This window comes from Sphingobium aromaticiconvertens, from assembly GCF_037154075.1.
Classification (GTDB): domain Bacteria; phylum Pseudomonadota; class Alphaproteobacteria; order Sphingomonadales; family Sphingomonadaceae; genus Sphingobium; species Sphingobium aromaticiconvertens.
Window position 1 is genome coordinate 2,410,845 of the sequence record NZ_JBANRJ010000001.1, and the last position, 24,550, is coordinate 2,435,394.

The 24,550-nt window shown below is 60.7% G+C and carries 24 protein-coding genes; 5 read left to right on the forward strand and 19 right to left on the reverse strand.

What is annotated here, in order from left to right:
- The gene (locus WFR25_RS11590) at positions 1-1,698 is read left to right on the forward strand and encodes a flotillin family protein (protein WP_336971043.1); all 1,698 of its coding nucleotides are present in this window, start codon (positions 1-3) and stop codon (positions 1,696-1,698) included.
- Positions 1,699-1,743: 45 nt separating this feature from the next.
- Here the strand turns inward: WFR25_RS11590 and WFR25_RS11595 are convergent, their stop codons facing one another.
- Positions 1,744-2,961, reverse strand: coding sequence for an MFS transporter (locus WFR25_RS11595; RefSeq protein ID WP_336971044.1), 1,218 nt, complete (start codon positions 2,959-2,961; stop codon positions 1,744-1,746).
- Positions 2,962-3,062: 101 nt separating this feature from the next.
- Here WFR25_RS11595 and WFR25_RS11600 point away from each other — a divergent pair, with 101 nt between their 5' ends.
- Positions 3,063-3,242 carry a cupin domain-containing protein gene (locus WFR25_RS11600; protein ID WP_336971045.1) on the forward strand — a complete coding sequence of 60 codons (180 nt, stop codon included), beginning with the start codon at positions 3,063-3,065 and terminating at the stop codon, positions 3,240-3,242.
- Positions 3,205-3,846: an AraC family transcriptional regulator gene (locus WFR25_RS11605; RefSeq protein WP_336971046.1), complete on the forward strand. Its 642-nt coding sequence runs from the start codon at positions 3,205-3,207 to the stop codon at positions 3,844-3,846. Before WFR25_RS11600 ends, WFR25_RS11605 begins: the two co-directional genes overlap by 38 nt.
- A gap of 473 nt (positions 3,847-4,319) precedes the next feature.
- Here the strand turns inward: WFR25_RS11605 and WFR25_RS11610 are convergent, their stop codons facing one another.
- Together WFR25_RS11610 and WFR25_RS11615 are read right to left on the reverse strand one after the other, a co-directional pair.
- Positions 4,320-4,958, reverse strand: coding sequence for a class GN sortase (locus tag WFR25_RS11610; protein WP_336971047.1), 639 nt, complete (start codon positions 4,956-4,958; stop codon positions 4,320-4,322).
- On the reverse strand, positions 4,955-7,108 hold the full coding sequence (locus WFR25_RS11615; RefSeq protein WP_336971048.1) for a marine proteobacterial sortase target protein: 2,154 nt from the start codon (positions 7,106-7,108) through the stop codon (positions 4,955-4,957). Before WFR25_RS11615 ends, WFR25_RS11610 begins: the two co-directional genes overlap by 4 nt.
- A 175-nt stretch (positions 7,109-7,283) precedes the next feature.
- Here WFR25_RS11615 and WFR25_RS11620 point away from each other — a divergent pair, with 175 nt between their 5' ends.
- Positions 7,284-8,036 carry a helix-turn-helix domain-containing protein gene (locus WFR25_RS11620; RefSeq protein ID WP_336971049.1) on the forward strand — a complete coding sequence of 251 codons (753 nt, stop codon included), beginning with the start codon at positions 7,284-7,286 and terminating at the stop codon, positions 8,034-8,036.
- A gap of 105 nt (positions 8,037-8,141) precedes the next feature.
- On the opposite strand, the gene WFR25_RS11625 is transcribed toward WFR25_RS11620, so the two are convergent.
- From WFR25_RS11625 to WFR25_RS11645, 5 genes are all read right to left on the reverse strand, one after another.
- Positions 8,142-9,773 (reverse strand): Na+/H+ antiporter, encoded by a 1,632-nt coding sequence (locus tag WFR25_RS11625; RefSeq protein WP_336971050.1) that lies wholly within the window; start codon positions 9,771-9,773, stop codon positions 8,142-8,144.
- Between the two features lie 159 nt (positions 9,774-9,932).
- A complete protein-coding gene (locus tag WFR25_RS11630) occupies positions 9,933-10,862 on the reverse strand; it encodes an electron transfer flavoprotein subunit alpha/FixB family protein (RefSeq protein WP_336971051.1) in 930 nt (309 codons plus the stop codon).
- Positions 10,859-11,608, reverse strand: a complete 750-nt coding sequence (locus WFR25_RS11635) for an electron transfer flavoprotein subunit beta/FixA family protein (RefSeq protein ID WP_336971052.1) — start codon at positions 11,606-11,608, stop codon at positions 10,859-10,861. Before WFR25_RS11635 ends, WFR25_RS11630 begins: the two co-directional genes overlap by 4 nt.
- A gap of 97 nt (positions 11,609-11,705) precedes the next feature.
- Positions 11,706-12,905 (reverse strand): ADP-forming succinate--CoA ligase subunit beta, encoded by a 1,200-nt coding sequence (gene sucC, locus WFR25_RS11640; protein ID WP_336971053.1) that lies wholly within the window; start codon positions 12,903-12,905, stop codon positions 11,706-11,708.
- 211 nt (positions 12,906-13,116) lie between these two features.
- On the reverse strand, positions 13,117-13,446 hold the full coding sequence (locus tag WFR25_RS11645; RefSeq protein WP_336971054.1) for a hypothetical protein: 330 nt from the start codon (positions 13,444-13,446) through the stop codon (positions 13,117-13,119).
- 103 nt (positions 13,447-13,549) lie between these two features.
- On the opposite strand from WFR25_RS11645, the gene WFR25_RS11650 reads away from it, so the two are divergent.
- On the forward strand, positions 13,550-13,948 hold the full coding sequence (locus WFR25_RS11650) for a low affinity iron permease family protein (RefSeq protein WP_336971055.1): 399 nt from the start codon (positions 13,550-13,552) through the stop codon (positions 13,946-13,948).
- 16 nt (positions 13,949-13,964) lie between these two features.
- Here the strand turns inward: WFR25_RS11650 and WFR25_RS11655 are convergent, their stop codons facing one another.
- The 11 genes from WFR25_RS11655 to WFR25_RS11705 form a co-directional block, all read right to left on the reverse strand.
- A complete protein-coding gene (locus WFR25_RS11655; protein ID WP_336971056.1) occupies positions 13,965-14,144 on the reverse strand; it encodes a hypothetical protein in 180 nt (59 codons plus the stop codon).
- 193 nt (positions 14,145-14,337) lie between these two features.
- Positions 14,338-14,520: a hypothetical protein gene (locus WFR25_RS11660; RefSeq protein ID WP_336971057.1), complete on the reverse strand. Its 183-nt coding sequence runs from the start codon at positions 14,518-14,520 to the stop codon at positions 14,338-14,340.
- A 140-nt stretch (positions 14,521-14,660) separates the two neighbouring features.
- Positions 14,661-15,353, reverse strand: a complete 693-nt coding sequence (locus WFR25_RS11665) for a c-type cytochrome (protein WP_336971058.1) — start codon at positions 15,351-15,353, stop codon at positions 14,661-14,663.
- Between the two features lie 2 nt (positions 15,354-15,355).
- A complete protein-coding gene (locus tag WFR25_RS11670; protein WP_336971059.1) occupies positions 15,356-15,712 on the reverse strand; it encodes a cytochrome C oxidase subunit IV family protein in 357 nt (118 codons plus the stop codon).
- A gap of 15 nt (positions 15,713-15,727) precedes the next feature.
- Positions 15,728-16,423, reverse strand: coding sequence for a heme-copper oxidase subunit III family protein (locus WFR25_RS11675; protein ID WP_336971060.1), 696 nt, complete (start codon positions 16,421-16,423; stop codon positions 15,728-15,730).
- Positions 16,424-16,450: 27 nt separating this feature from the next.
- Entirely contained in the window at positions 16,451-17,065 is a 615-nt protein-coding gene (locus tag WFR25_RS11680) for a cytochrome c oxidase subunit 3 (protein WP_336971061.1), read from the reverse strand.
- Positions 17,062-18,780, reverse strand: a complete 1,719-nt coding sequence (locus WFR25_RS11685) for a cytochrome c oxidase subunit I (protein WP_336971062.1) — start codon at positions 18,778-18,780, stop codon at positions 17,062-17,064. The genes WFR25_RS11680 and WFR25_RS11685 overlap by 4 nt, the downstream gene beginning before the upstream one ends.
- The gene (locus tag WFR25_RS11690) at positions 18,780-19,649 is read right to left on the reverse strand and encodes a cytochrome c oxidase subunit II (RefSeq protein WP_336971063.1); all 870 of its coding nucleotides are present in this window, start codon (positions 19,647-19,649) and stop codon (positions 18,780-18,782) included. Before WFR25_RS11690 ends, WFR25_RS11685 begins: the two co-directional genes overlap by 1 nt.
- 337 nt (positions 19,650-19,986) lie before the next feature.
- The gene (gene ligD, locus WFR25_RS11695) at positions 19,987-22,482 is read right to left on the reverse strand and encodes a DNA ligase D (RefSeq protein WP_336971064.1); all 2,496 of its coding nucleotides are present in this window, start codon (positions 22,480-22,482) and stop codon (positions 19,987-19,989) included.
- Positions 22,483-22,485: 3 nt separating this feature from the next.
- Positions 22,486-23,352: a non-homologous end joining protein Ku gene (gene ku, locus WFR25_RS11700; RefSeq protein ID WP_336971065.1), complete on the reverse strand. Its 867-nt coding sequence runs from the start codon at positions 23,350-23,352 to the stop codon at positions 22,486-22,488.
- Positions 23,353-23,417: 65 nt separating this feature from the next.
- A complete protein-coding gene (locus tag WFR25_RS11705) occupies positions 23,418-24,386 on the reverse strand; it encodes a magnesium and cobalt transport protein CorA (protein ID WP_336971066.1) in 969 nt (322 codons plus the stop codon).
- Between the last annotated feature and the right edge of the window lie 164 nt (positions 24,387-24,550).

The window sequence follows — 24,550 nt, forward strand, 5'->3', positions numbered from 1 at the left end:
TTGCCTGAATCGCTTTTGAACATCCTGATTTATGCCGGCATTGTGCTTTTTGCGCTTGTCGTAATCGGCGTCATCCTGACCCGGCTCTATCGTCGCGCTACGAAGGATGTGGCTCTTATCCGCACCGGTTTCGGTGGAGAAAAGGTGGTGCTCAATGGCGGCATCATGGTCATTCCGGTTCTTCATGAATTGATGCAGGTTCGCCTGACGACCGTGAAGCTGGAAGTGTCGCGACTGAACAAGGACGCGCTCATCACCCTCGACAAGCTGCGGGTTGATGTGGTCGGCCTGTTCCATATCAAGGTGAAGCCCGACGCTCAGTCGATCGCAGCGGCGGCGCAGACGCTTGGCGAATCCGTCAATAGCCCCGACGCGGTCAAATCGCTGCTGGATGGCAAGCTCGTATCCGCACTGCGCTCGGTTGCGGCGACGATGACCATGGAACATCTTCACGCCAACCGCGCGGACTTCATCCAGAAGGTGCAGGAAGCGTTGATGACGGATCTGGACATGAACGGGTTCCAGCTTGAATCCGTCAGCATCACCCATTTCGACCAGACTGCCTTTGAGCATTTTAACGAGAATAATGCATTCGATGCCGAAGGTTTGACCGTACTGACCCGCACGATCGAGGAGCGTAAAAAGATCCGAAACGATATCGTCGCGACCAACCGCGTCGAGATTGAACAGCGCAATCTGGATGCGAACAACCAGTCGCTCGAAATCGCACAGGCCGCTGAGCAGGCGCGGCTGACTCAGGAGCAAACGCTGGCCGCAAGACGTGCAGAACAGGCGACGGCGATCGCCACGGCAGAGGCTGAGCAGACCCGCCTTGCCGAAATTGCGCGCATCAGTGCAGAGCAGGCGCAGACAGTGGCGCAAACCGAAGCGGACAAGATCATCCAGACCGCAACCATTGCCCGCGATGGCGCCGTGCAGACCGCAACGATCGAGCGCGATCGGAACATCGAGTTGGCGCGCATCACCACGGCTGTGCAAACAGCGCAGAAATCCGAAGAGGAATCAACGGCGACAGCGGCGGCGAACGAAGCCCGCGCAACGGCGGTCCGCGCCGAGGAAAGTGTGCAGACGGCCAAGGCGACTGAAATCGCCAACCGTAACAAGAATGTTGCCGTCATCGCAGCGACCCAGCGCGCCCAGGAAGAAGCGGTGCAGATAACTGTCGCCGCGACAGCGGAAAAGGAAGCAGCGGAAGCCCGCGCAGCAGCAATGCGAACCGAAGCGACCGCTGAAGCTGATGCGGAAAAGGTCAGGGCAGAAGGCCGTTCGGCCGCGTTCAAGGTGGACGCCGCTGGCCAGACGGCTCTCAATGAAGCCACCAATGTCTTGAACGACGCACAGACGGCCTTGCTCGTCCGCAGGGCGATGCTGGAGGCTTTGCCCGCAATTATTGCGGCGGCCAGCAAGCCGATGGAACAGATCGACAAGATTTCCATTCTGGATGCACGCGGGTTGCATGGTGATCAAAGTGCCGTCGATGGCGTGGGTGCAGGCGGAAATCTTGCTGACGCAGCTGTCGCAGCCGCGATGCGCTATCGTGTAGGTGGGCCATTGATTGATGGTCTTCTGGCTGAACTCGGCATGTCGGGAGGCAGCCTGAATGGGATGCTCGCGGGCACGCCCGCGCCTTCTTCGCCCGTGCCAGCAAGCAAGGGCGGTGAGACGCCTCAGCCATAAAGACTATGGCTCGATACTGGCACCGATGCGCCGGTATCGAGCAGGTTAGCTTGAGGGGTGGGTCTCGGTCTTGCCAGGCAGGAACACAGCCAGAAGGCCGATCGCTGGCAGGAAAGCGCAGACGGCATAGACCATGTCGATCCCGGAGCGGTCGGCGACTTCACCCAATATGGCGGCGCCGATGCCGCCCATGCCGAACGAAAAACCAAAGAACAGGCCGGAAATCATGCCGATTTTTCCTGGCACCAGTTCCTGTGCAAACACGACGATCGCGGGAAAGGCGGACGCCAGGATCAATCCGATTATCACGGTCAGCGGACCGGTCCAGAACAGGCTGGCATGCGGCAACAACAGGGTGAAAGGCAGAGCGCCCAGGATCGAGAACCAGATTACATATTTGCGGCCGAAGCGATCGCCCAGCGGACCACCGGCGATCGTGCCGACGGCGACCGCACCAAGGAATACGAAGAGATGCACCTGCGCCACCTCTACCGTCACGCCGAACCGGTGGATGAGATAGAAGGTGAAGTAGCTGGTGAGGCTCGCCAGATAGACATATTTCGAGAAGATGAGCGCCAACAGGATGGCAATGCCGCCCAAAGCCTTGCCGCGTGGCAAGGCTGCAATGCTATGTTGCGTGGCCTTTCCATGGCCGATGCGTGCCAGGCCATGATGGCGGTACCATTGGCTGACATTCCAAAGAATGGCGCAGGACAAGAGGGCCAGCATCGCGAAGAAGGCAAGACTCGACTGCCCCCAGCGCACAACGACGATCGCGGCCGCCAATGGGCCGAGCGCTGACCCGGCATTGCCGCCGACCTGAAACATGGACTGAGCAAGGCCATGCCTGCGCCCGGCGGCCATACGGGCCACGCGTGAGGATTCGGGATGGAAGACCGACGATCCCATGCCCAACAATGACGCCCCGACCAGAAGCAATGCGTAGCTGTGCGCCGTGGAGAGGACCAGCAGCCCGGCAAGCGAGAACAGCGTCCCGCCCGGAAGGGCCAGCGGAGTCGGGCGCTTATCGGCATAGAGGCCGATGAGCGGCTGGAGGATCGACGCGGTAATCTGATAGGTCAGCGTCACCAGCCCGATCTGGCTGAAGGACAGGCCCAATTCGGCCTTCAAATTGGGATAGATGGCCGGAAGCAGCGACTGCATCATGTCGTTAAGCAGGTGGCAGACGCTGATGGCGACGATTACGCCGAACACCGTCGTTTCGGTGGCAGGAAGGGGTGGGGCTGCTCTGGTGGCGTTCATCGCACGGTCCGGTCTAAAAGAATGGGTTGCCTCCTTTAAGTCCTGGCAGGCTGGCCCGCATTCCTGTATGGGTCTTTCACTTTCGCAAGTGGGACGGGTTCATGCTCTGGAATGATCCAGCCGATATCGAACATATTGCCCGCCCCATCGTTGCGGTCGGTAATGAATATCCGCCAGCGTTCGAACTTGATTGGCACATGCATCGACGGGGGCAATTGCTCTATGCCGCGCGCGGGGTGATCGTTGTCAGCACGCCTGCGGGCATGGGTCGCACCGCCTGAGCGCGCAGTCTGGACGCCGGGCGGATGCCTGCATTCGATCAGGATGGTCGGGGCGGTCAGTACACGCAGCGTCCTGATCGAACCCGATGCTGCTGGTTCGCTGGGAGCGGTCAATCGCGTAATCCAGGTTTCGCCGTTGCTCCGCAGCTTGCTGGAGGCAGCGTGCGACGTCGACCCGGAATATGATGTCGATGGCAGGGATGGCATGGTGATGGCGCTTTTGCTCGCCGAACTGCCGCGTGCGCCCACCGTTCCCCTTGCGGTGCCCTTTCCTTACACGCCGGAGATCGCTCGCAAGTGTCAGCGCTTCCTTGAACAACCCACACCGCACGACACCATCGATCAATGGAGCGAGGAACTGGGGATGGGCAGACGCGCCTTTACGCGTGCATTTCGGCGGGAAACCGGTCTCAGTTTCGGCGCATGGCGGCAGCAGGCCTGCCTGCTTGTCGCCTTGCCCCGGCTCGCGGCGGGTGAAGCGGTGACGACGATTGCGCTGGACCTTGGTTATGACAGCCCAGCCGCCTTCACCACGATGTTCAAGCGGCTCGTCGGTGTAGCACCCAGTCGCTATGGCTCCGGGCGCGCCACAACAGGGAACTGACCATGGCAGTCAGCGGGTGTGTGTTTGGAAGCGAAGCGAGTGTGGTCCGATATTCTGCGATAAACGTGGGATTGTTCGGGCTGACGGTACATTACGCCGCCGCTCTCCCGACCGGCCTGCGATCCCGTCTGATATTATATTTTTTCCCATAGGGTGACAGGTCGCATGATGACAAAGTTGCGCGGGAAGCCGGGAATCGCCGACAGAATGACCATATTGGATGCCCGACAGCGGCGGTCAGCAACGATGTGTCGGGTTTTGCGATCTTTTCGACAGCATCATACAGGTCAGAGGCGGACGCCATCGTATAGGGCGGCTTGCAAAGTGCTGCGTCGAAAAAGGGTTCTGCGGAGGCGGCTGTGCCAAGGAAAATGGTCGGCAGGCTCAGGGCAACCAACGAGTTTCGCAGCATTTATGGTCCCTTGGTTGGCGTCAGCGGATAAAAAGGCTGATCGGGAAAGCGGCTGTCTATGTCATGTCCCGTAGCGTTGCGACCAGTTTAATTCTTCCGCCCAGAGGACAAAGCGAAGCGGCCCGCGTTCCACGGCATCGAATGGGTAGCAGGTGGCAAGCGCCAGATGCGGACTTATGGAATAGCGCGGATAGCCGAAACGGTCCCACCGGACGATCTGGGATCGGGTGATACGGAAACGGCGATGCTGTCCGCTTACCTCTTCTACATCAACCATGTCGCCGATTTTCAAATCCTTGAGAAAGGTGAAATGGGTGTCGCGATGGCCCGCCATGATGCTGATCGGCGCGTGACCACTCTCTTGCTGGAGCGGGAGGAGGGTTGGGCCGAAAGCCATGGCTTGACCCGACCCGCCGGACAGGATGATTTCGCTGATGCCCAGGCGTGGCACTCTGATCCGTGCCACCGGCGCTGTGTCGGCCCAAGGCCAGGGGCGGACGGGCTTATGGCTGGCGACGCTGCGCTCAAAGGCGCGGTCGAGCAGGATCTGGGCGACCCAGGCCTTGGCCGGGATCATCGCGCCGCGCGCGACGAGCAGGATGCCGATAGCGCACAGTCCCACAAGCATCATGCGCCGGAGGACGCGCCCGAAGACACGCCCTCCCTTGCTTGCGGCCCGCATATGCAGGGCGATGGTCATGCCTTTGCCTCCCCACGCTGCGCCCGGCGTGACAGGATCAACCCGGCAAGGCCAAGCAGCAGGCACAGCAGGCCTTGCCCGATCAGTCCGACATAGCCGGTCGCGGTCTGCGGCAGTTCCATGGCTTGCGACTGGTCGGCGGATTCCATGTCGATGCGATTTATCCCGGCCTTTGCGGCCTGCCCGCCGAACAGCGTGTCGAAGTCCCAGCCAGCGGGCAGAAGCAGCGGCAGTTCTTCGCGTGTCAATTGGGCACCGTCGGGACGGCTGGGGGTTTCGTCGACCGCTACCAGGCTCGTCTGGCTCGTCACCAGACCATAAGCGAGGCCGAGTTGCGCGATCGCTTCGTCGGCGGTGGCGTCGTCGGTTTCATCCGCCCAGCGTGCGGCCTCGACATCCGCAATGCGACGGTTGGCCCATAGTTTCGCGACGGCAGGGCTGTCGATGGCAGCGGCCAAATCTACCCGCTGCGACCAGGGGCGGTCGCCGATCCTGCCTGAAGCTGTCAGGCTGCCCGAGAGGCTCTTGCCACGGCCCAAAAGAACCAGGGGTTCCCCGGCATAGAGGTCGGGCAGGCGGCGAGGCGTGATGTCAAGTGCTGCACCATCGACGACGATCTTCAAGTCGCGGACGACAGGGGCCTTCAGGCGATCGAGCAGGGCAGTCATCTTGGCCGACACTTCCTCGCCCGACCCGACATTGGTGTAGGTGCCCCGGCCTGCTTCGGCCATGCGGCGCATCAGGAAATTGTTGGGCGCGGAACCTATACCGACCATGAAGACCCGGCTGCGGCCGCCTTTCGCTGCGATGGTCGCCATCATTTCCTTCTCGTTCGACAGATTGCCGTCGGTCAAGAAGACGATCTGCCGCACACTCTGGTCGTTGGTCGGCTCATTGTCCTCAAGCGCGGCGACCAGCGCTGGGAGCATTTCGGTGCCGCCATCTGCTTCAAGCCCCTCGGTGAAGCGCCGGGCCAGCGCGATCTGTTCTGGCGTGGCGTCTACGCTCTGGTCGAACAGGCGGGTCATCGTGTCGTCGAAACGGATGACGTTGAAGCGGTCCTGTGGGCGCAGAGTGTCCAGCGCGTAGAGCAGGCTGGCCTTGGCCTCGTCCATCGACTGGCCGCCCATGGAGCCGCTATTGTCGACTACGAAGACCATTTCGCGCGGTGGCACGGCGCCTGCGGGTTCCCGGGCGGGGGGCGTGATCGACCCCATCAAATAGGATTGGCCATCCAGAAACTGACGAAACAGGCCGATGGTGGGATCGGCACTGGCCGAACGCCAGCGCAGTTCGAAATCGCGATCCGTGGGCACCTGCCCATCGGCAAGGCGGATCGTGCGCGTTTGCTCTCCATCACTTTTCACTGCGATCCGGTGATAGGGGCTGATGACATTGGCGGGCACGAAGCCGGGGGCCAGATGTACGGTGATCGACACGCGGTTCAAATCCTTGCCCAGCGCGGGAGGCGCGAGCGGCGCGGTGACATTCGCAGCATCCGCCATGGCGGCGGGATTGGGCGCGTTGCCGTCTGTCAGGCTGTGGGGTGGCACATAGCGCGGCCCCACGACCAGCGGAAAGCGCAGCGCATATTCCCCACCCAGTTGCCGCACCGGCGCCTGATATTCGATCGCGATCAGCACCGTTTCGCCGGGGCCGACATTGGCCACGCTGTTGCGGAACATGTTGGGACGATCGGCTTCGACCAATCCCGCCTTCTGCCCCTTATCGCGCGCCTTTTCGTAGATGGCGCGGGCTTCTTCCCGGCGCTTGATGCGGCCGATGATCACGCGCTGGCCCACCACTATCTTCAGGCTGTCCACTGCGCCATCGTCAGGCAATGGGTAGAGATAGCTTGCCTCCATCCATTGCGCACTGGTGTTGCGGAAGGCCTGGGTCACGCGCACACGGGCAATCTGGCCGCTGACCGTGACGTCCATGTCGGTGCCCAGTCGCATGGCGGGCATGGCTGTCTCCACCCCCTTGCCGTGCAGCAGCAATGTGCCGCCTTCAATGGCGTCGGGTTCCGTGCCTGGCTCTGCGGCAGTCAGGCGGGCGGCGAGAAAGATTGCGCCCACGACACTAAGGAGCAGGCAAAGGCCCAGCATGAACCGATGCCGGGATCGGTTGAAGAAGGAGGGTGGGGACATGGCAGGACTCCGAAAAATGTGGAGCCTTTCCAATAGGCAGCCGCGCTGCCGCACAGCCATGGGCAATGGATGCCGGTTTCGGACAAGGCGGGCTGCAAGGTACGGTTCACACGAAGTTTTGTGACGACATGTGCGGATTTGTACGCCATTGTCCGTAGGAAAGGGGATGTCGAGAATGATGCCGGATCAGGGCCAGTTGCCGCAACGCGAAGGCGATGCGATCGCGGAGCGCCTGCGCGAAGAACTCGCGCGGCGGCGCGTTTCGCGTCAGGCGGTCGCGGACATGGCGCGGGTCAGCCTCTCTACGCTGGAAAAGGCGCTATCGGGCAGCCGTCCCTTCACTCTGGCAACTGTTGTCCGGCTAGAGGAAGCCCTGGGCACGGTTTTGCGGGACAGGCATACGCTGGCGCCTGCTGCTTCATCGGGCCTCGCGCCCGAACATATGGGGGCCTATAGCCGCGCCGCCGTGCGGTGGATCGAAGGCGATTATGTGACCCTGCGCCCCAGCTTCAGCATGGCCGGCGCCATCAACGCCTATCGCACCCGGATATTCTGGGACGACGCGGCCGATTATCTGTGCTTTGCGGAATCGGAGCGGGTGGACGGCGCCTTCGCTCAGTCGGGCCATGTGTCCATGCCGAACCTTTCGGGCCACACTTATCTTGTGACCAATGAAGCGGGGCAGCATCGGCTCTTCATCCTTGGCCGACCGACGCGGGAAGGGTGCATATTCGGCTTGCTCAGCACGCTTCAGGTGGGCGTCGGTTCGCAGTTGGTGCCGGTGGCCTGCCCGGTCGCTTTTGTCCCCAGAGCGCAACTGGCGGACGTGCCGATGGGCCTGCTGTCCGCGGACAATCCAGCATTTTCCGAATGTCGGGATATTCTTGACCGCGCGGTGCAGGATGATTTCTGTCGCTGGCGGCAATAGTCGCCCCCTGGAGCAGTGAATGATGAGATTGAATAATTCACTGCTTTTGTCTTTGATTACCGCATTCTGCGGGCCGTCGGCTGTTCCAGCCGACTTCAGAATGCTTTAGCGGTAGCGCACCTCCACCAAATCAAGTTCGCGGATGAGCTTCTGGGCGATTTCGCTGCCGATTGACCGGCCGCGCGCCATTCGGAAGATTTCGTCGCGTTCGGCTTTCAATCCAGCAAGCCGCAAGTCGCGCTCGATCTGGTCATATTTACGGGCCTCGCGCGTATCGCCGCCATGCTGGCTGCGACTGTCGATCCGTTCCCGGTACAGGTCCATGATCCGGGCGCCCGCTGCGGCATAGATATCCGCATCGCTGCGTCCTTCGGCCAGCCTATGCTGTGTCCGTTCGATCGCCTTGATTGCGGCCTGGGCAGAGGCTACGCGGGCCTCGTCCTCCTGCGCCTGTCTGGATGGTTCGGCGGGCATCGTCAGTCCCCGCAGCAAGAGTGGCAATCCCACACTTGCTGCGATCAGGGAGACGATGATGACACCCGCCGCGAGGAATATGGCAAGGTCGCGGGCCGGAAAGGCCGTTCCATCGGTTAACGTCAGGGGAATGGTCAGAACGCCCGCCAGCGTGATCGCGCCCCGCACACCAGCAAAGGACATAGCGGCGACCAGTCGCCAGTTTGGGTTGCGATAAGGAACATCCTCACGTCCGCGCAGCAGTGTGAGGCGGAAGGACACCCATACCCAGGCGAAACGCAGCGTCGCCAATGCCAGCATGATCGCCATCACATATACGCCAAGCCACCAGGGGTTAGCATGATGGGTCAGCCGAACGGTTTGTTTGGCGGCGGCGAGGATGCCGGGCAATTGCTCGCCGAGCAGCACGAAAATGATGCCGTTGAGCGAAAACTGGATCGTATCCCACACGGAATTGCGGCGCATACGCGTGGCGGGCAGCGCCTGGCGGGAGATTTCCGCGAATGTCATCGTGACGCCCGCCGCCACGGCGGCGAGGATGCCGGAGCAGTGCAGATGTTCTGCCAATATATAAGCGGCGAAGGGGATGAGCAAGCTGATGAGAACCTGCGATCCGGTGTCTTCGCCGAAGCGGTCGGAAATCCAGGCCTTGGCGCGCGTGACGGACAGTGCCACAGCGACGCCGATGACCAGCCCGCCCAGCGCGAGCCAGAGGAAGGTAAGGCTGGCTTCACCGATGGAGAAACTGCCGGTCAGGGCCGCCGCGATCGCGAAGCGCAGGCACACAAGGCCGGACGCGTCGTTGAGAAGGGATTCGCCCTCCAATATATGCATCATGCGCTTGGGGATGGGCACCCGCGCGGCAATGGCCGATACGGCGATCGGGTCGGTGGGGGAGACGACAGCGGCTAGTGCGAAGGCCACCGCCAGCGGCATGGCCGGAACCAGCCAGTGAATGAAAAAGCCGACACCAATCACCGTGAGCAGGACAAGGCCGAGCGCCAGTTCAAAGACAGTCGATACGTCCTTGAGCAGTTCATCCTTCGGGATGCGCCAACCATCAAGGAACAGGAGCGGCGGGAGGAACAGCAACAGGAAAAGTTCGGGGTCGAGTTCAACGCGCAAATTGGCGGCAAGGCCGATGATGGATCCCAGAGCGATCTGAACGAGCGGTGTCGGCAGCGCAATCGGCAACATGCGGGAAATCGCGCCGCTCACGACGACTGCGACCAATAATATCAGGACAATCGATACGACCTCCAACCGTATGCTCCTTGCTCATTTCCACTTTGCAGGGGCGAATAGAGCATTTTGCCCAAGTTTTGCAAAGGCCAAGCGGTCGATTGTGTGGGTGTCAGTTATGGAAAAAGGGGCACGGACCATCTGATCCGCGCCCCTTCTTCGTTAGCTTAAAGCGATTGCTTACAGCTTGCTGGTCAATTCAGGGACGATCTTGAACAGATCGCCGACCAGGCCGATGTCTGCGACCTGGAAGATGGGGGCGTCCTCATCCTTGTTGATGGCGATGATGGTCTTGGAGTCCTTCATGCCTGCAAGGTGCTGGATCGCGCCGGAAATGCCGACCGCGACATAGACTTCAGGCGCGACGATCTTGCCGGTCTGGCCGACCTGATAGTCGTTGGGCACATAGCCCGCGTCGACCGCCGCGCGTGATGCGCCAACCGCCGCGCCCAGCTTGTCGGCGAGCGGGAAGATATATTCCTCGAACGTCGGCCCGTCTTTCAGCGCGCGACCGCCCGAGACGATGATCTTCGCGCTGGTCAGTTCGGGACGTTCCAGCTTGGCAATCTCGGCGCCGACGAAGGAGGAAAGCCCCTTGTCGCCGGTCGAGGCGGTAGCTTCGATCGTGCCGCTGCCGCCTTCGCGCTCGGCCTTCTCGAACGCGGTGCCGCGCACGGTGATGATCTTTTTGGCGTCCTTGCTCTTGACCGTTGCGATCGCGTTACCCGCATAGATCGGACGCGTGAACGTGTCTTCGCTCTCGACCGACAGGATGTCGCTGATCTGCATCACGTCCAGCAGGGCGGCGACGCGCGGGGCGACATTCTTGCCCGTGGTGGTGGCGGGCACGACGAAGGCATCGTGATGCCCCATCAGGTCCACGATCAGCGGCGCGAGATTTTCGGCCAGCGGATGGGCAAAGGCTGCATCATCGGCGACATGGACCTTGCCCACGCCCGCGATCTTGGCAGCAGCGTCGGCCACGCCCGACACGCCCTGTCCGGCGACCAGCAGATGGACTTCGCCCAGCTTTGCAGCGGCGGTGACGGCGGAAAGAGTGGCGTCCTTGACAGCGCCGCCCTCATGTTCAACCCAGACGAGCGTTTTCATGCGGCAACTCCCATAGCCTTAAGCTTCGCAACCAGTTCATCGACATCGGCGACCTTCACGCCAGCGGTACGCTTGGGCGGCTCGACGACCTTGAGGGTCTCAAGACGGGCCGTGATGTCCACACCATAATCGGCTGGGGTCTTGCTCGCGAGCGGCTTGCTCTTGGCCTTCATGATGTTGGGTAGCGAGGCATAGCGCGGCTCGTTGAGGCGCAGGTCGGTGGTGATGATCGCGGGGATCGACAGCTTCACCGTCTCCAGTCCGCCATCGACTTCGCGGGTCACGTTGACGCTGTCGCCCGACACTTCGACCTTGGAGGCGAAAGTACCCTGCGGCAGGCCCAGCAGCGCGGCCAGCATCTGGCCGGTCTGGTTGCTGTCGTCGTCGATTGCCTGCTTGCCCAGGATGATCAGGCCAGCGCCTTCCTCTTCCTGTACCTTGGCGAGCAGCTTGGCCACGCCCAGCGGTTCGACTTCATCATCGGTCTGGATCAGGATCGCGCGGTCCGCGCCCATCGCAAGGCTGGTGCGCAGCGTTTCCTGCGCCTTGGCCACCCCGATCGAGACGGTGATCACCTCGGTCGCCACGCCCTTTTCCTTCAGGCGAATGGCTTCCTCGACCGCAATCTCGTCAAACGGGTTCATGCTCATCTTGACGTTCGCAAGATCAACACCCGTCCCGTCCGCTTTAACGCGGGGCTTCACATTATAGTCGATGACCCGCTTCACGGGCACAAGGATCTTCATTGCACATCCTCCTATGGTAACGCCGACAGGGATGCGGCGACCTGAAAAATCAGGCCGCCGCATCCCATGACGGTAGTGGTTATGGTTACGTGATGGCTCAGGCGGCCTTTTTGACCTCCGCCACGATCTTCCTTGCTGCATCGCCCAGATCATCGGCAGGGACGATGGCGAGGCCGGAGCTTGCCAGGATATCCTTGCCCTGCTGGACGTTCGTGCCTTCCAGACGGACGACCAGGGGAACCGACAGGTTCACTTCCTTGGCGGCGGCGACGATGCCCTCGGCAATGATGTCGCACTTCATGATGCCGCCGAAGATGTTGACCAGGATGCCCTTCACCGCCGGATCGGACAGGATGATCTTGAACGCTGCCGTCACCTTTTCCTTGTTTGCGCCGCCACCGACGTCGAGGAAATTGGCCGGGAACATGCCATTGAGCTTGATGATGTCCATCGTCGCCATGGCGAGGCCCGCGCCGTTCACCATGCAGCCGATGTCGCCATCCAGCTTGATATAGGCGAGGTCGTATTTGGACGCTTCCAGTTCGGCGGGATCTTCCTCGCTCTCGTCACGCAGTTCCAGCAGATCCTTGTGACGGAACAGGGCGTTGCCGTCGAAGCCGACCTTGGCGTCGAGCACCAGCAGGTTGCCCTGCTCGGTCAGTGCCAGCGGATTGATTTCGATCTGCTCGGCATCGGTCGCGACGAAGGCGTTGAAGAGCGACTGCGCAACCTTGGCGGCCTGCTTGGCGAGGTCGCCGGTGAGGCCCAGTGCAGCAGCAACCGAACGGCCGTGGTGCGGCATGAAGCCGGACGCGGGATCGACCGAGAAGCTGTGGATCTTTTCAGGGGTCGAGTGGGCGACTTCCTCAATGTCCATGCCGCCTTCGGTCGATACGACGAATGCGATCTTGCTCGACGCACGGTCGACCAGCAGGGCGAGGTAGAACTCCTTGGCAATGTCGGCGCCGTCGGTGACGTACAGGCGGTTGACCTGTTTGCCAGCGTCGCCGGTCTGGATCGTTACCAGCGTGTTGCCGAGCATGTCGGTGGCGTGGGCCTTTACCTCATCCAGCGAGAAGGCGAGGCGGACGCCGCCCTTCGCATCGGGGCCGAGTTCCTTGAACTTGCCCTTGCCACGGCCACCGGCGTGGATCTGCGACTTCACGACATAAAGTGGCCCGGGCAGCTTCTTGGCGCCCTCGACAGCTTCCTCGACAGTGAAGGCGGCATGACCGGCAGCGATCGGCGCGCCGTACTTTGCGAGCAATTCTTTCGCCTGATATTCGTGAATGTTCATGGGCTGGGCCGTCCTTTGTGCTGCGATGGCGTGCGTTGGCAGCCGTTAAGCACAGGGCAGGGGGCGGAGAAAAGAGGATTTTGCAAAATCACTTTGCAAAATTGCAAAGCTACTTTGCTCCGTTTGAGCAGTTGATTGCGAAATCAACCGCTGCTCATGCTCGGCGGGCCATGGCTGGCGCGGGTTGTGTTTAGCGGAGCTGCAAAGCGTGTTAGAGCGCGCAGGCGAGGGCGGCGCGGCTGGTCACGATGAAAATCTCCGGATCATCGATCGCGCGGACCTTATAGAGGAGGCGATCGACGCTCATCGCACCCATGTCGGCCCTCTCCAGCGATGCGAGCGACTTGAGTCGCCGCAACTGATCCAGGCTCAGGCGGTCAACCATCCTGTCGGCCATGCATGTGGCCATGCGCGGGGAAAGGCCTGCATCGACGAGGCTTGCGCGGACCTTTTGTTCCGGCGAGATAGTGGCACAGGCGGAAAGTGCGAGGCTGGCGGCGGCCATCGTCAGAGCGACGGAACGGGGGGGTGTAAATCGCATGATCCCTGTCCTGGCATAAGCAATATGAACGGCACTTTGCTAAAGGGCGGCTGAAGCGTAGGACCATGCGAATGGGCGCAGCGCGTCTGGTTGGAGTGCAGGCATGGATCATTTCTTCACGCTATTGTCGCATCGTGTGTCAAGCTGGGCCGGGCAACCCCTGGCCTTCATTCTGGCAATAACGGTGGTGCTGGTCTGGGGCGTGACCGGACCGCTTTTCCATTATTCCGACACCTGGCAACTGGTGATCAACACCGGGACGACGATCGTCACCTTCCTGATGGTGTTCCTGATCCAGAATGCACAGAACCGGGACGGGTCAGCAATACAGGCGAAATTGGACGAACTGATCCGGGCCGTTGACGAGGCGCGGAACGAGTTTATCGGTATCGAGCATCTGACCGAAGCGGAATTGGAGCGGGTTAAGGCCGCGATCGAGCAGGATTGCGGTGCAGACACATCGCATCAACGATCGCTGGACTGGTTGATCCGGCGTCGTTGAAAACGGGTGATCGTCGTCAGTGCGGCGTGAAAGCCGCGCGGCGATTTTCGCGCGCATAGGCGGCGACGCGGTCGCTGTAGCCGCGGGCCAGCTCTTCATAGGCGGTGCGGCCTTCCACGGAACGGGCGGCCTGCGCTCGCAAAAGCGACATCTGCTGTCGATGCAGCAGATAATTTACATCCGTCTCCAAGCTCATTGTCTACACTCCTCCCTTATTCATGCACAACAGGTCGGGTGGCCGCAGCATCTAGGCTGCCGACACCCAAAGAATAGCACGACGTCGCAGGAAGCGCGAGTGCAGATTGGCGCGCGGAAGGGGCGGTTGGACAGGCAAACGGGTCGAAAAGATGCGCCGACGCACCGCCAGGGCGGGAGTCGGCGCGAGCGAGTCAGTTGACCGAAGCGCGAGGCGTGGTTGTCGCCGTGGCTGCAGGCGGGCGGGGGGCCGCCGGATCGCGGTCCAGATTCAGGCGCGTGGTGAGGTCGTTTTTGAACTCGGTCAGCTTGCCTTCGTCATAAAGCTTCTTGCCGACATAGCCTGCGATGGCGCCGAAGATCAGGGTGCGGATCATGATATTATCCTTGGATTGCGGTGGGAACGGCAGATCAACGGCGCGATGGCGCGACGGTTCCGGTGGCCTCTGCGAAAGTGCGGCAAGGCGGCGCAAAGGGATGGTGGATGCGGCCAGATTGTTCCGCCTGTGCTGCCCTGTCACCGACCGTTTGCGTTGAGCGCCACCACCTTCGGTTGCGGCAGTGCAGGCGCGCCGGTTCCCAATGTGGCGAGATATTTGATGATCGCCGCCCGGTCTTCGGGACGACGCAGCCCGGCGAAGGTCATCTTGGTGCCTGGCACATCGCGCGCCGGCGACGCCAGAAAGGCAAACAGCTTGTCATAGGTCCAGCTTCCCCGGTGCGCCTGCATCGCCGGGGAATAGGCGAAGCCGGGATGTGTCGCCACGCCCCGGCCGACGACACCCCACAGATTGGGACCGATCCGGTTGGGACCGCCCTGCGTGAAGTCATGACAGCTTGTGCAGAGTTGCAGCTTTGCTTTGCCCTCGCCCACATTCGCGCTGGCGAGCAGGGTGCCAAGATCAGGCGGCGGGGCCGCCGCACGCACCGGACCACCGGCTGCGGTCGACGTCGGCATCTTTCCCTGCATATCGTGCCGATAGGCAATCAGCCGCTTGCCCTCTCCGGCTTCGCCAAGGCTGGCGGGCCAGTCCCGCTGGACCGATGCAAGGTCCACGCGCGGCGGCATGTCGTCCGTTGGCCTGTAGGCCAATGCGCCGGGACCGTCATCCTGCGAATAGAGTTGACCGCTGAACCAGTTCAGGCTCCAGGCCGAAACTGCGGCGGCCCCGACGCATAGTCCCGTGACCAGCAAGCGCATCCGGTTCATGGTCAGCCTCCCCCGCCCAGAAAGATCGCGCGGGTCCAATAGGCATAATCCGCCTCTATGGTCATGATCCGCACCAGCACCAGCAAGACCAGTGGCGGCACCAGGACAGCGTAGATCAGGGAAAGCCGCTCCCATGCCAGATGCATGAAGATCGACAGGATCAACCCCGCCTTCAAAAGCATGAAGAGGATGATCAGCGTCCAGCGAACAATGCCCTGCACATGCATGTAATCGACCATGTAGGAGAGGGTGCTCAGCACGAACAGATAGCCCCAGACCTTCAGGTAAAGGCTGATCGGATGCTGCTGCGCGTCATCATGGGCTGTTTGAGGAGGCGCAGGTGATATGTCGTGCTGCATGGCCCTTCCTTGCGATTACCAGAGGTAGAAGAAGGCGAAGATGAAGACCCAGACGAGGTCGACGAAATGCCAGTAAAGCCCGGCAATCTCCACCGCGCTATAATCGCCCGCCCTGTCATAATCGCCGCGCGCGACTTTCGACGCGATGACCAGCAGGAGGATCACGCCGCAGGTCACATGCAGGCCATGAAAGCCGGTAATCATGAAGAAGGCGGCGCCAAATTGTGGCGCGCCCATGGGATTGCTCCATGGCCGCACGCCTTCCTCGACGATCAGCTTGGTCCATTCGAAGGCCTGCATACCGACAAAGGCCGCGCCGAATAGCGCCGTCAGGAACATGAGGGTCGCCGTTTTCCGCCGATCGCGGCGATATCCATAATTGACCGCCATCGCCATCGTGCCGCTGGAACTGATGAGGACGAAAGTCATGATCGCGATCAGGATGAGCGGGATTTTCTGCCCGGCGATGACGAGGGCGAACACTTCTGCCGTATTGGGCCAGGGGATGGTGGAGGAGGATCGCACCGTCATATAGCCGGTCAGGAAGCAGGAGAAGATGAAGGTGTCGGACAGCAGGAAGATCCACATCATCGCCTTGCCCCAATGGGTGTGGCGAAAGACTTCCTGATCCGCCGACCAGTCCGCCGCGATCTCACGCAGGGCGGGGGCGATGACCTCGCGATCTCTTGTGTCCGGCATCATGTGAGACATGGTGTGGGTGTCCCGAATTAGATGGCTTCACGTTGTTACAAGCAGTGCGGCAAGCAATATCCAGATGAGCAGGAGGAAATGCCAATAGATGGCGCACAGACCGATATTGCGGAGGTTGCGCGCGCCAAGGGCGCGGCCAGCGGCGACAAGGCCACCGACGATATGGCAGCCATGCAGGGCCGTCAGCAGATAGAAGAAGGCGTAGGCGGGATTGGCGGACAGATAATAGCCCGACGCCTGATACTGCCGCCAGAGCAGCCATTGCCCGCAAAGGAAGGCGAGGCCCAGCACCGTGCCCACATAGGAAACCTGCATGGCCCTGCCTTGCGCACCGCTCCGGGCCGCGTGCCGGGCGGCTTCCCAGGCGATGCTACTCACCACCAATATGGCGCTGTTGATCCAGAGCAACGGTGGATCGGGCATCGGTACCCAGTCGCTGCCCCCGCCATGGTCCATGACGCTGTGCAGGCCCATGCGCATGACATAGGTTGCCGTCAGCAGCGAAAACATCACCACAGCGACGGCGAAATAGACGAAAAGGCCCACGGTTCCGGCCGATGGGCGATAGCTATGCGGGTCCGCCGGATTGCTGTTGCCCGGTGTTTCCCAGCTCTTGTCTATCAGGCGCGAAAAGATCGTCATGCTGGCGGCTCCGTCTGCGGGATGAAGTCGCGCGGTGCGCCCGGTACGCTATAGTCATAAGCCCAGCGATAAACGACCGGCAGCTTTGCCGCCCAGTTGCCGTGGGCGGGCGGCGTGTCGGGCGTCTGCCATTCCAGGCTGGCCGCGCCCCATGGATTGGGATCGGCGCGCGGGCCGCGGAACCGGCTCCAGATCATGTTGAAGAAGAACAATCCCTGCGCACAGAAAACGATCAGCGCGGCGATGCTGATCCACTCATTGGCCAGATGCACTGATTGCGGAATGAAGGCCGTTTCGCCCAGCGCATAATAGCGGCGGGGCACACCCAATATGCCCAGATAATGCATGGGCAGGAAAATGGCGTAAACGCCCAGGAAGGTGATCCAGAAATGGAGCTGCCCCAGCGTCTCGTTCCACATCCGCCCGAAAATCTTGGGATACCAGTGATAGATGGCGCCAAAGATCACCAGCACCGGCGAAACGCCCATCACCATGTGGAAATGGGCGACGACGAAGAAGGTGTCGGACAGTGGCACGTCGACGCTGACATTGCCCAGGAACAGGCCCGACAGCCCGCCATGGATGAAGGTGAAGATGAAGGCGATGGCGAACAGCATCGGCACCCGCAGATGGATGTCGCCACGCCACAGGGTAAGCAGCCAGTTATAGACTTTGATCGCGGTCGGAATGGCGATGATGAGCGTCGAGGTCGCGAAAAAGAACCCGAAATAGGGGTTCATGCCGCTCACATACATATGATGCGCCCAGACGACGAAGCTGAGTGCGCCGATGATGACGATCGCCCAGACCATCATCCGATAGCCGAAGATGTTCCGCCGCGCATGGACGCTGATCAGATCCGACACGATGCCAAAGGCCGGAAGCGCGACGATATAGACTTCGGGATGGCCGAAGAACCAGAAGAGATGCTGGAAGAGCAGGGGGCTTCCCCCTTCCGTATCGGTGATGCGGCCCATCGACTGCATGGTGGGCATGAAGAAGCTGGTGCCAGCGAAATGATCGAACAGCATCATGATCGCCGCAACGAACAGCGCGGGAAAGGCGAGCAGCCCCATGACTGATGCGGTGAAGATGCCCCAGACCGATAATGGCATCCGCATCAGCGTCATGCCTCTGGTGCGCGCCTGAAGCACGGTCGTCACATAATTCAGGCCGCCCATGGTGAAGGCAACAACGAAGATCGCCAGGCTGACCAACATGGTCGCGATGCCCCATTGATGGCCGGGCGTGCCTTCGCTGATTGCCTGCGGAGGGTAGAGCGTCCAGCCCGCGCCGGTCGGCCCGCCGGGGACGAAAAAACCCACCACCAGCACAATTACCGAGAGGAGGTAAAGCCAGTAACTGAGCATGTTGACGAAGGGGAACACCATGTCCCGCGCGCCGATCATCAGGGGAATGAGGTAATTGCCAAAACCGCCCAGCAGCAGGGCGGTCAGGAGATAAACCACCATGATCATGCCGTGCATGGATACGAACTGAAGATAATTGTCCGGCTGGATGAATGAAAAAGCGCCGGGAAAGCCCAGTTGCAACCGCATCAACGCCGACAATATCAACGCCACCAACCCGATGGCGATGGCGGTCAGGCTATATTGAATGGCGATGACCTTGTGATCCTGGCTCCAGATATATTTCGTGACCCAGCTATGCGGATGATGCAGCGGGCGCAGGTCGTCGGCCAGGGTGGTTGCCATTAGCGTATGCTCCCAATGGTGGGTGTGATACAGGCATTGGCCCTGTTCATCAGGAGCGACAGGGCAGCGGGAGGGGCTTCCGCCAAAATCTGCCCGAAACTGATCTGCTGCGCCTGCCAGGCCGCGAACGCCTTGGGGGATTCCACGATCACCTTGCCGCGCATCTCATGATGGCCAACGCCACACAGTTCCGCGCAGAGTATGTCATATGTCCCGGCCTTGGTCGGCGTCATCCAGAAATAGGTTACGATGCCGGGCACCAGATCCATTTTCGCGCGAAATTCGGGCACATAGAAATCATGCAGCACGTCCTTGGACCGCAGCACGATCTTGACCGGTTTGCCCAGCGGCAGATGCATATCGCCGCTCTCGATCAGAATATCATCGCGTCCGAACGGATCGAGTGGGTCGAGGCCCAGCGGGTTTTCGGGCGTGATATATTTGACCGCCGCCGCACCCAATGTGCCATCCGGCCCCGGATAGCGGAACGACCATTGCCATTGCTGGCCAACCGCTTCCATGATCGCGGCTTCCTGCGGCACCGATACATATTTGCCCCATGCCGCCAACCCCGGCGCGAGCATCCCGGCGATGCCGATCGCTGTCCAGAAGGTCAGCCGTTTTTCCAGTGATGTGTTCTCAGGCTCATAATGCGCGCGATGACCGTCGCGATGACGATAGCGGACCAGCACCCAGGCCAGAAAAAGATTGAGCGCCACAAAGGCCGCCGCGCAGATCAATAAGGTGATGTCGAGCGCTGAATCAATCGAAGCCCAATTGGAAGCGATGGGCGTTTGCCACCAGGGGCTGAATATGTGGAATGCGACCGAACCGATCACCAGCAGAGCGATGGCTACCGCAATCGGCACAAGCTCTCTCCCTACAATGTAGGCGGCTCGCAGCTATTCAGGCCAGCTTTTATCGAGTCGCCTCAGACATAATCGCCAACAGCAATTTATATGAAAAAGCCGTTGGGGGGAAGCGTTGCAGCTTTTTCGAGACTTTCCCGTCAAAGCGAAAAAATAGCTGGACCATTTCTATACTTGTTTGGCGGGCCGACCGTGGCTTTGGGATGTGCCCCGTCATGATCTTCAGCAATGCCTCGCGCTGGCTATCGTGGGGCTCTTGTCAGCGAAGGCGATGACTTCGCCATTCCCCTCGTGAATGGCGGCAGGCCATTTGAAGATCGCGGCGATCCGAAGGTCATCAGATATCTGGGAGCATCTGGTCGGCAATTCCCCATCGTGCCAGATCACCCGTCGATGCCCGTTCAAGCAAGGCATCGGCATCTCTGATCGTATAGAGGTTCGCCCGGTCGACGTCCCGCAGTTCATTCCAACTGACCGGAGCGGCGACCGGCGCCTGTTCGCGCGCCCGAACGCTATAGGGCAAAATCGCGGTCGACCCGCGCTGGTTGCGCAGCCAGTCGATGAAGATCTTCCCCTTGCGCTTCGCCTTGGACATGGTTGCAACGAAGCGATCCGGCTCCGCCTGCGCCAGAGCATTGGCAAAGCGGCTGGAGAAGTCCTTGACCTGCGGCCATTGCGCGTCCGGTTTCAGCGGCACGACAACATGCACCCCTTTACCGCCTGACAACATCGCAAAGCTCACCAACCCCACATCGTCCAGCATCTGGTGGATGTCCGCCGCGGCTTTGCGCACGTCTGTAAAATCCAGCCCTTCGTCCGGATCAAGGTCGAAGATCAGGCGATCGGGCCGTTCGACATCCGCGACCCGGCTCCCCCAGCCATGAAATTCGATGGTGCCCATCTGCACACAGGCAACCAGCCCGTCGATATCGCAAACGTAGAGATAGTCTTCCTGTCCCCCATCTTTTTCGCGGATCGGCACGTGCCTGACATGATCGCCGAAACTGCCGCTATCATGTTTCTGGAAGAAGCATTTTTTCGCACGCCCTTGCGGACAACGAACCAGGCTGATGGGGCGGTTGACGACCCATGGCAGCATGATGCTCCCTACCTTGGCATAATAATCCGCCAGATCGCCCTTGCTGACCTTCGCCTCCGGAAAGATCAGCCGGTCGCGATTGCTGATGACGATATCGCTTTCCGTTGGGTCTGGCACGGCCATCGCATCCTCCTTCTGCACCGCATCGGCGGCCTTGTCGTCGCGCAGGCCCAGGAAGCTGGCATGACGCAGGACATGATCGCCGGTATATTCGGCATAGGCGATTTCGGCGACGAGAGTGGCGCTGACCCAATGCACGCTTCGCGTTTGCGTGCTGGGGGCCGCGACGGTCGCCGTCTTGCGCTCCAGCCGTTTTAGCTTGCGCATCAGCATATCGATCGTGTCCGCGTCGAAACCCGTGCCTACTTTTCCGGCATAGACAAGCGACCCATCCCGATATTGCCCCAGCAACAGACTGCGGATCGCCCGGCCGCGGGTGCTGCTAGGAAGCCAGCCGACGATGATGAACTCTTCCCGTCGTGTGCATTTGACCTTCAGCCAGTTCTTCGATCGCACGCCGTGATAGGGAGCGTCGGCGCGTTTGGAGAGTATACCCTCCTGACCCGCGTCGCACATTGCCTGGAACAGCCGCTCGCCTGCGCCCACGACATGGTCTGCCACATGAATGCGGTCGCTTCCCTCGCGCAACAGCGCGGCCAACCGCTCTTTGCGTTCGATAGTGGACAGGCCGGTCAGATCATCCCCGTCCAGATCGAGCAGGTCGAAAGCGAACAGGTGCAGCGCGCCCTTCCTTTCGCCCTTCAATATCTTTTGCAGGCGCGAAAAATCGGGGTTGCCGTCATCGTCCAGCGCGACGATCTCACCATCGATCAGTGCCGGTGGCAGGTCCATCTGCCGCGCCTCTGCGGTAATGTCGGGGAATTTTTGGGTCCAGTCCAACCCCGTCCGGGTATGGACCTTCGCCTTGTTACCCGCGACGCTCAACAGGCAGCGATAGCCATCATATTTTATCTCATGCAGCCAGCCATTCCCAGTCGGCACCCCGTCCACCAGCGTCGCCAGTTGCGGCTTGCGAAAGGCGGGCAATGCGGCAGCGCGGCGCGCCGGAGCTTTCGCCTTGCGCGGTTGAGCGGCGACCGCCTGATCCATCGCCTTGTCAAAGGCCTTGCCCCGCTTGCCTTTCAGCGAAATGGCGGGCGCCTGCGCCGCAATCTGGGCCATGGTCCGCCCGGTCTTCACGCTGGTCAGCGCGCGCTCCACCAGTTCATCACCGCTGCCCGCCTCGCCATCGGCGATCTTGCGCAGCAGCCAGTTTTCACGCTTTTCACCCGCGCGCGGTTTCAGGCGGATCAACAGCCATTCGCCCTTCATCCGTTCGCCCTGAAGCGTGAAGTGAAGATGGCCCTTGTCCAGATCCCTGGCGTTCTTGCCCGGCACTGGCGTCCACAGCCCCTCATCCCACAGCATGACGGTGCCGCCGCCATATTCGCCTTTCGGGATCGCCCCCTCGAACCCGGCATAGGACATGGGATGATCCTCGGTCCGCACCGCCAGCCTCTTATCCTCAGGATCGCGACTGGGGCCGCGCGTTACCGCCCAGCTTTTAAGGACGCCATCGACCTCCAGCCGGAAATCATAGTGAAGCCGGGTCGCATCATGCTTCTGCACGATGAAGAGATTGCCCTTGCCCGGCGCGATCTTGCCGACCGGCTCCTTCGTCTTCGCAAAGTCCCGCTTGCGATTATAGTCGGCCAGCGGATCGGGGCGCGCCATGGATCAGGCCCGCTTTCTGGTGGATGTCTTCTTCGCGGGCGTCTTCGGGGCTGATCGGGCTGTGGCTTTCTTCGCTCCACCGCCACCATCGACGGACTTTTTGAGCGCGGCCATCAGATCAATGACATTGCTGCCCTTCCTGATCGGCGCATCGTCCACCTCTTCAATGATCTTGCGCCCCTTGGCCTTTTTCTTCTTCTCGATCAGCCGCTCCAGCGCATCGACATAACGGTCGTGAAAAGCGTCGGCCTTGAATGGCTTGCTCTTCTTCTCGATCAGCGTTTCCGCCAGTTCCAGCAGTTCAGGGTCTGGCTCGCTATCGTCGATGTCGCGGAAATAGCCCTGCGCGCGGTTGACCTCATCGGCATAGCGCAGCGTTTCCAGAACCATGCCGCGCCCGCATGGTTTCAACGACACAATATATTCACGCCCCCGCATCGCCAGTTGGCCCAGCCCGACCTTTTTTGTCCGGCGCAACGCCTCGCGCAACACGATGAAGGCTTCCTCGGCCAGATCGTCAGCCGGCACGACATAGTAGGGCCGCTCATAATAGAGGACGTCGATATCAGCCGCATCGACGAACTGGGTCAGTTCCAGCGTCTTCTTGCTCTCAAGCTTGACCGCCTCGATCTCGTCGGGTTCGAGCAGGACGTAATTGCCCTTCTCATATTCATAGCCCTTGACGATATCCTCAGCCTTCACTTCGCCAAGGCCGGGTACGACCTTCTCGTAGCGAATGCGCTTTCCGCTGGGTTCGTGGATCTGGTGAAAAGCGATCTGGGCGCCGCTCTTGGTCGCCGCGTAGATCTCGACTGGAATGGACACCAGCGCCAACCTGATCTGACCTTGCCAATATGCGCGCGCTGCCACAGGCCATCTCCTTCATAAGAGAGACTGAAACGATGCGATCAATGCCTCGGTTCCGGGCATGCCCGCTATAGCCACTTCGCCTTCTTGAACCGGATGTAGAGCAGCATACAGGCGCACAGGATCACAGCCAGAATTACGAAATAGCCATATTCGGTCTTTAGTTCGGGCATATGTTCAAAGTTCATGCCGTAAATGCCCGCAATCGCGGTCGGCACGGCCAGGATTGCGGCCCATGACGCAAGCTGGCGGGTGATGACACCTGTGCGTTGCTGTTCGAGCAGGGTGCTGAACTCGAATACCGATGTCAGCACTTCTCGCAGGTCATCGACCATCGTCTGCACCCGGTGAACATGATCGCGGACATCGCTGAAATAGGGTCGCGCCTCGGCGTCGATGCAGGGCAGCTCGATCTTCACGAACTTGGTTGCGACCTCACGCATTGGCACCAAAATCCGTTGGAAACGGATCAGTTCGCGCCGCAAATTGAAGATGCGCGTAATCTCGTCACGCCCCAGGAAATTGTCGATCGTGCGCTGCTCCATCGCCAGAACTTCCTCCTCGATACCCTCAATGATTGGCAGATATCCATCGACGATGAAGTCGAGAATGGCGTGAAGGATATAGTCGACACCGTGGACGAGCTGGGTCGGCACCGCTTCCAGGTCATGGCGGAGCACACTATGCGCGCGCGCCGATCCGTGACGGACGCTGATAATGTGACTGTGGCCGACGAAAATCGAGGTTTCGCCATAGGCGATCTGGTCATTTTCCACATGCGCGGTTCGCGCGACCACGAAAATCTGGTCGCCATAGATATCGACCTTGGGCAACTGGTCGGCCTTGAGTGCATCCTCAATCGCCAGCGGATGAAGGTCATAGGTCTTCTGGAGCGTGCGCAGTTCTTCTTCGGACGGATCCGCAACGCCGATCCAGACGAACTCCGATCTGTCGGCCGCGCAATCGACCTTTTCGGTGATCGCCACTTCGCGGACGCGCTGTCCATTGCGATACAGATAGGCAGCAACAACAGTCATATGGACCTCAAAATAATCGACTGGCAAACCGACTAGCAGATTGATCCGAACCCGTCGCCAGAGAGGTACAGGGGTGAATGGATTTGACAATGCTGCATTGCGGGAGCACGTCCGCGACCGACCAACGATTCGTCGGTCAAGAAGGAAGTCATAAAACCATGCCA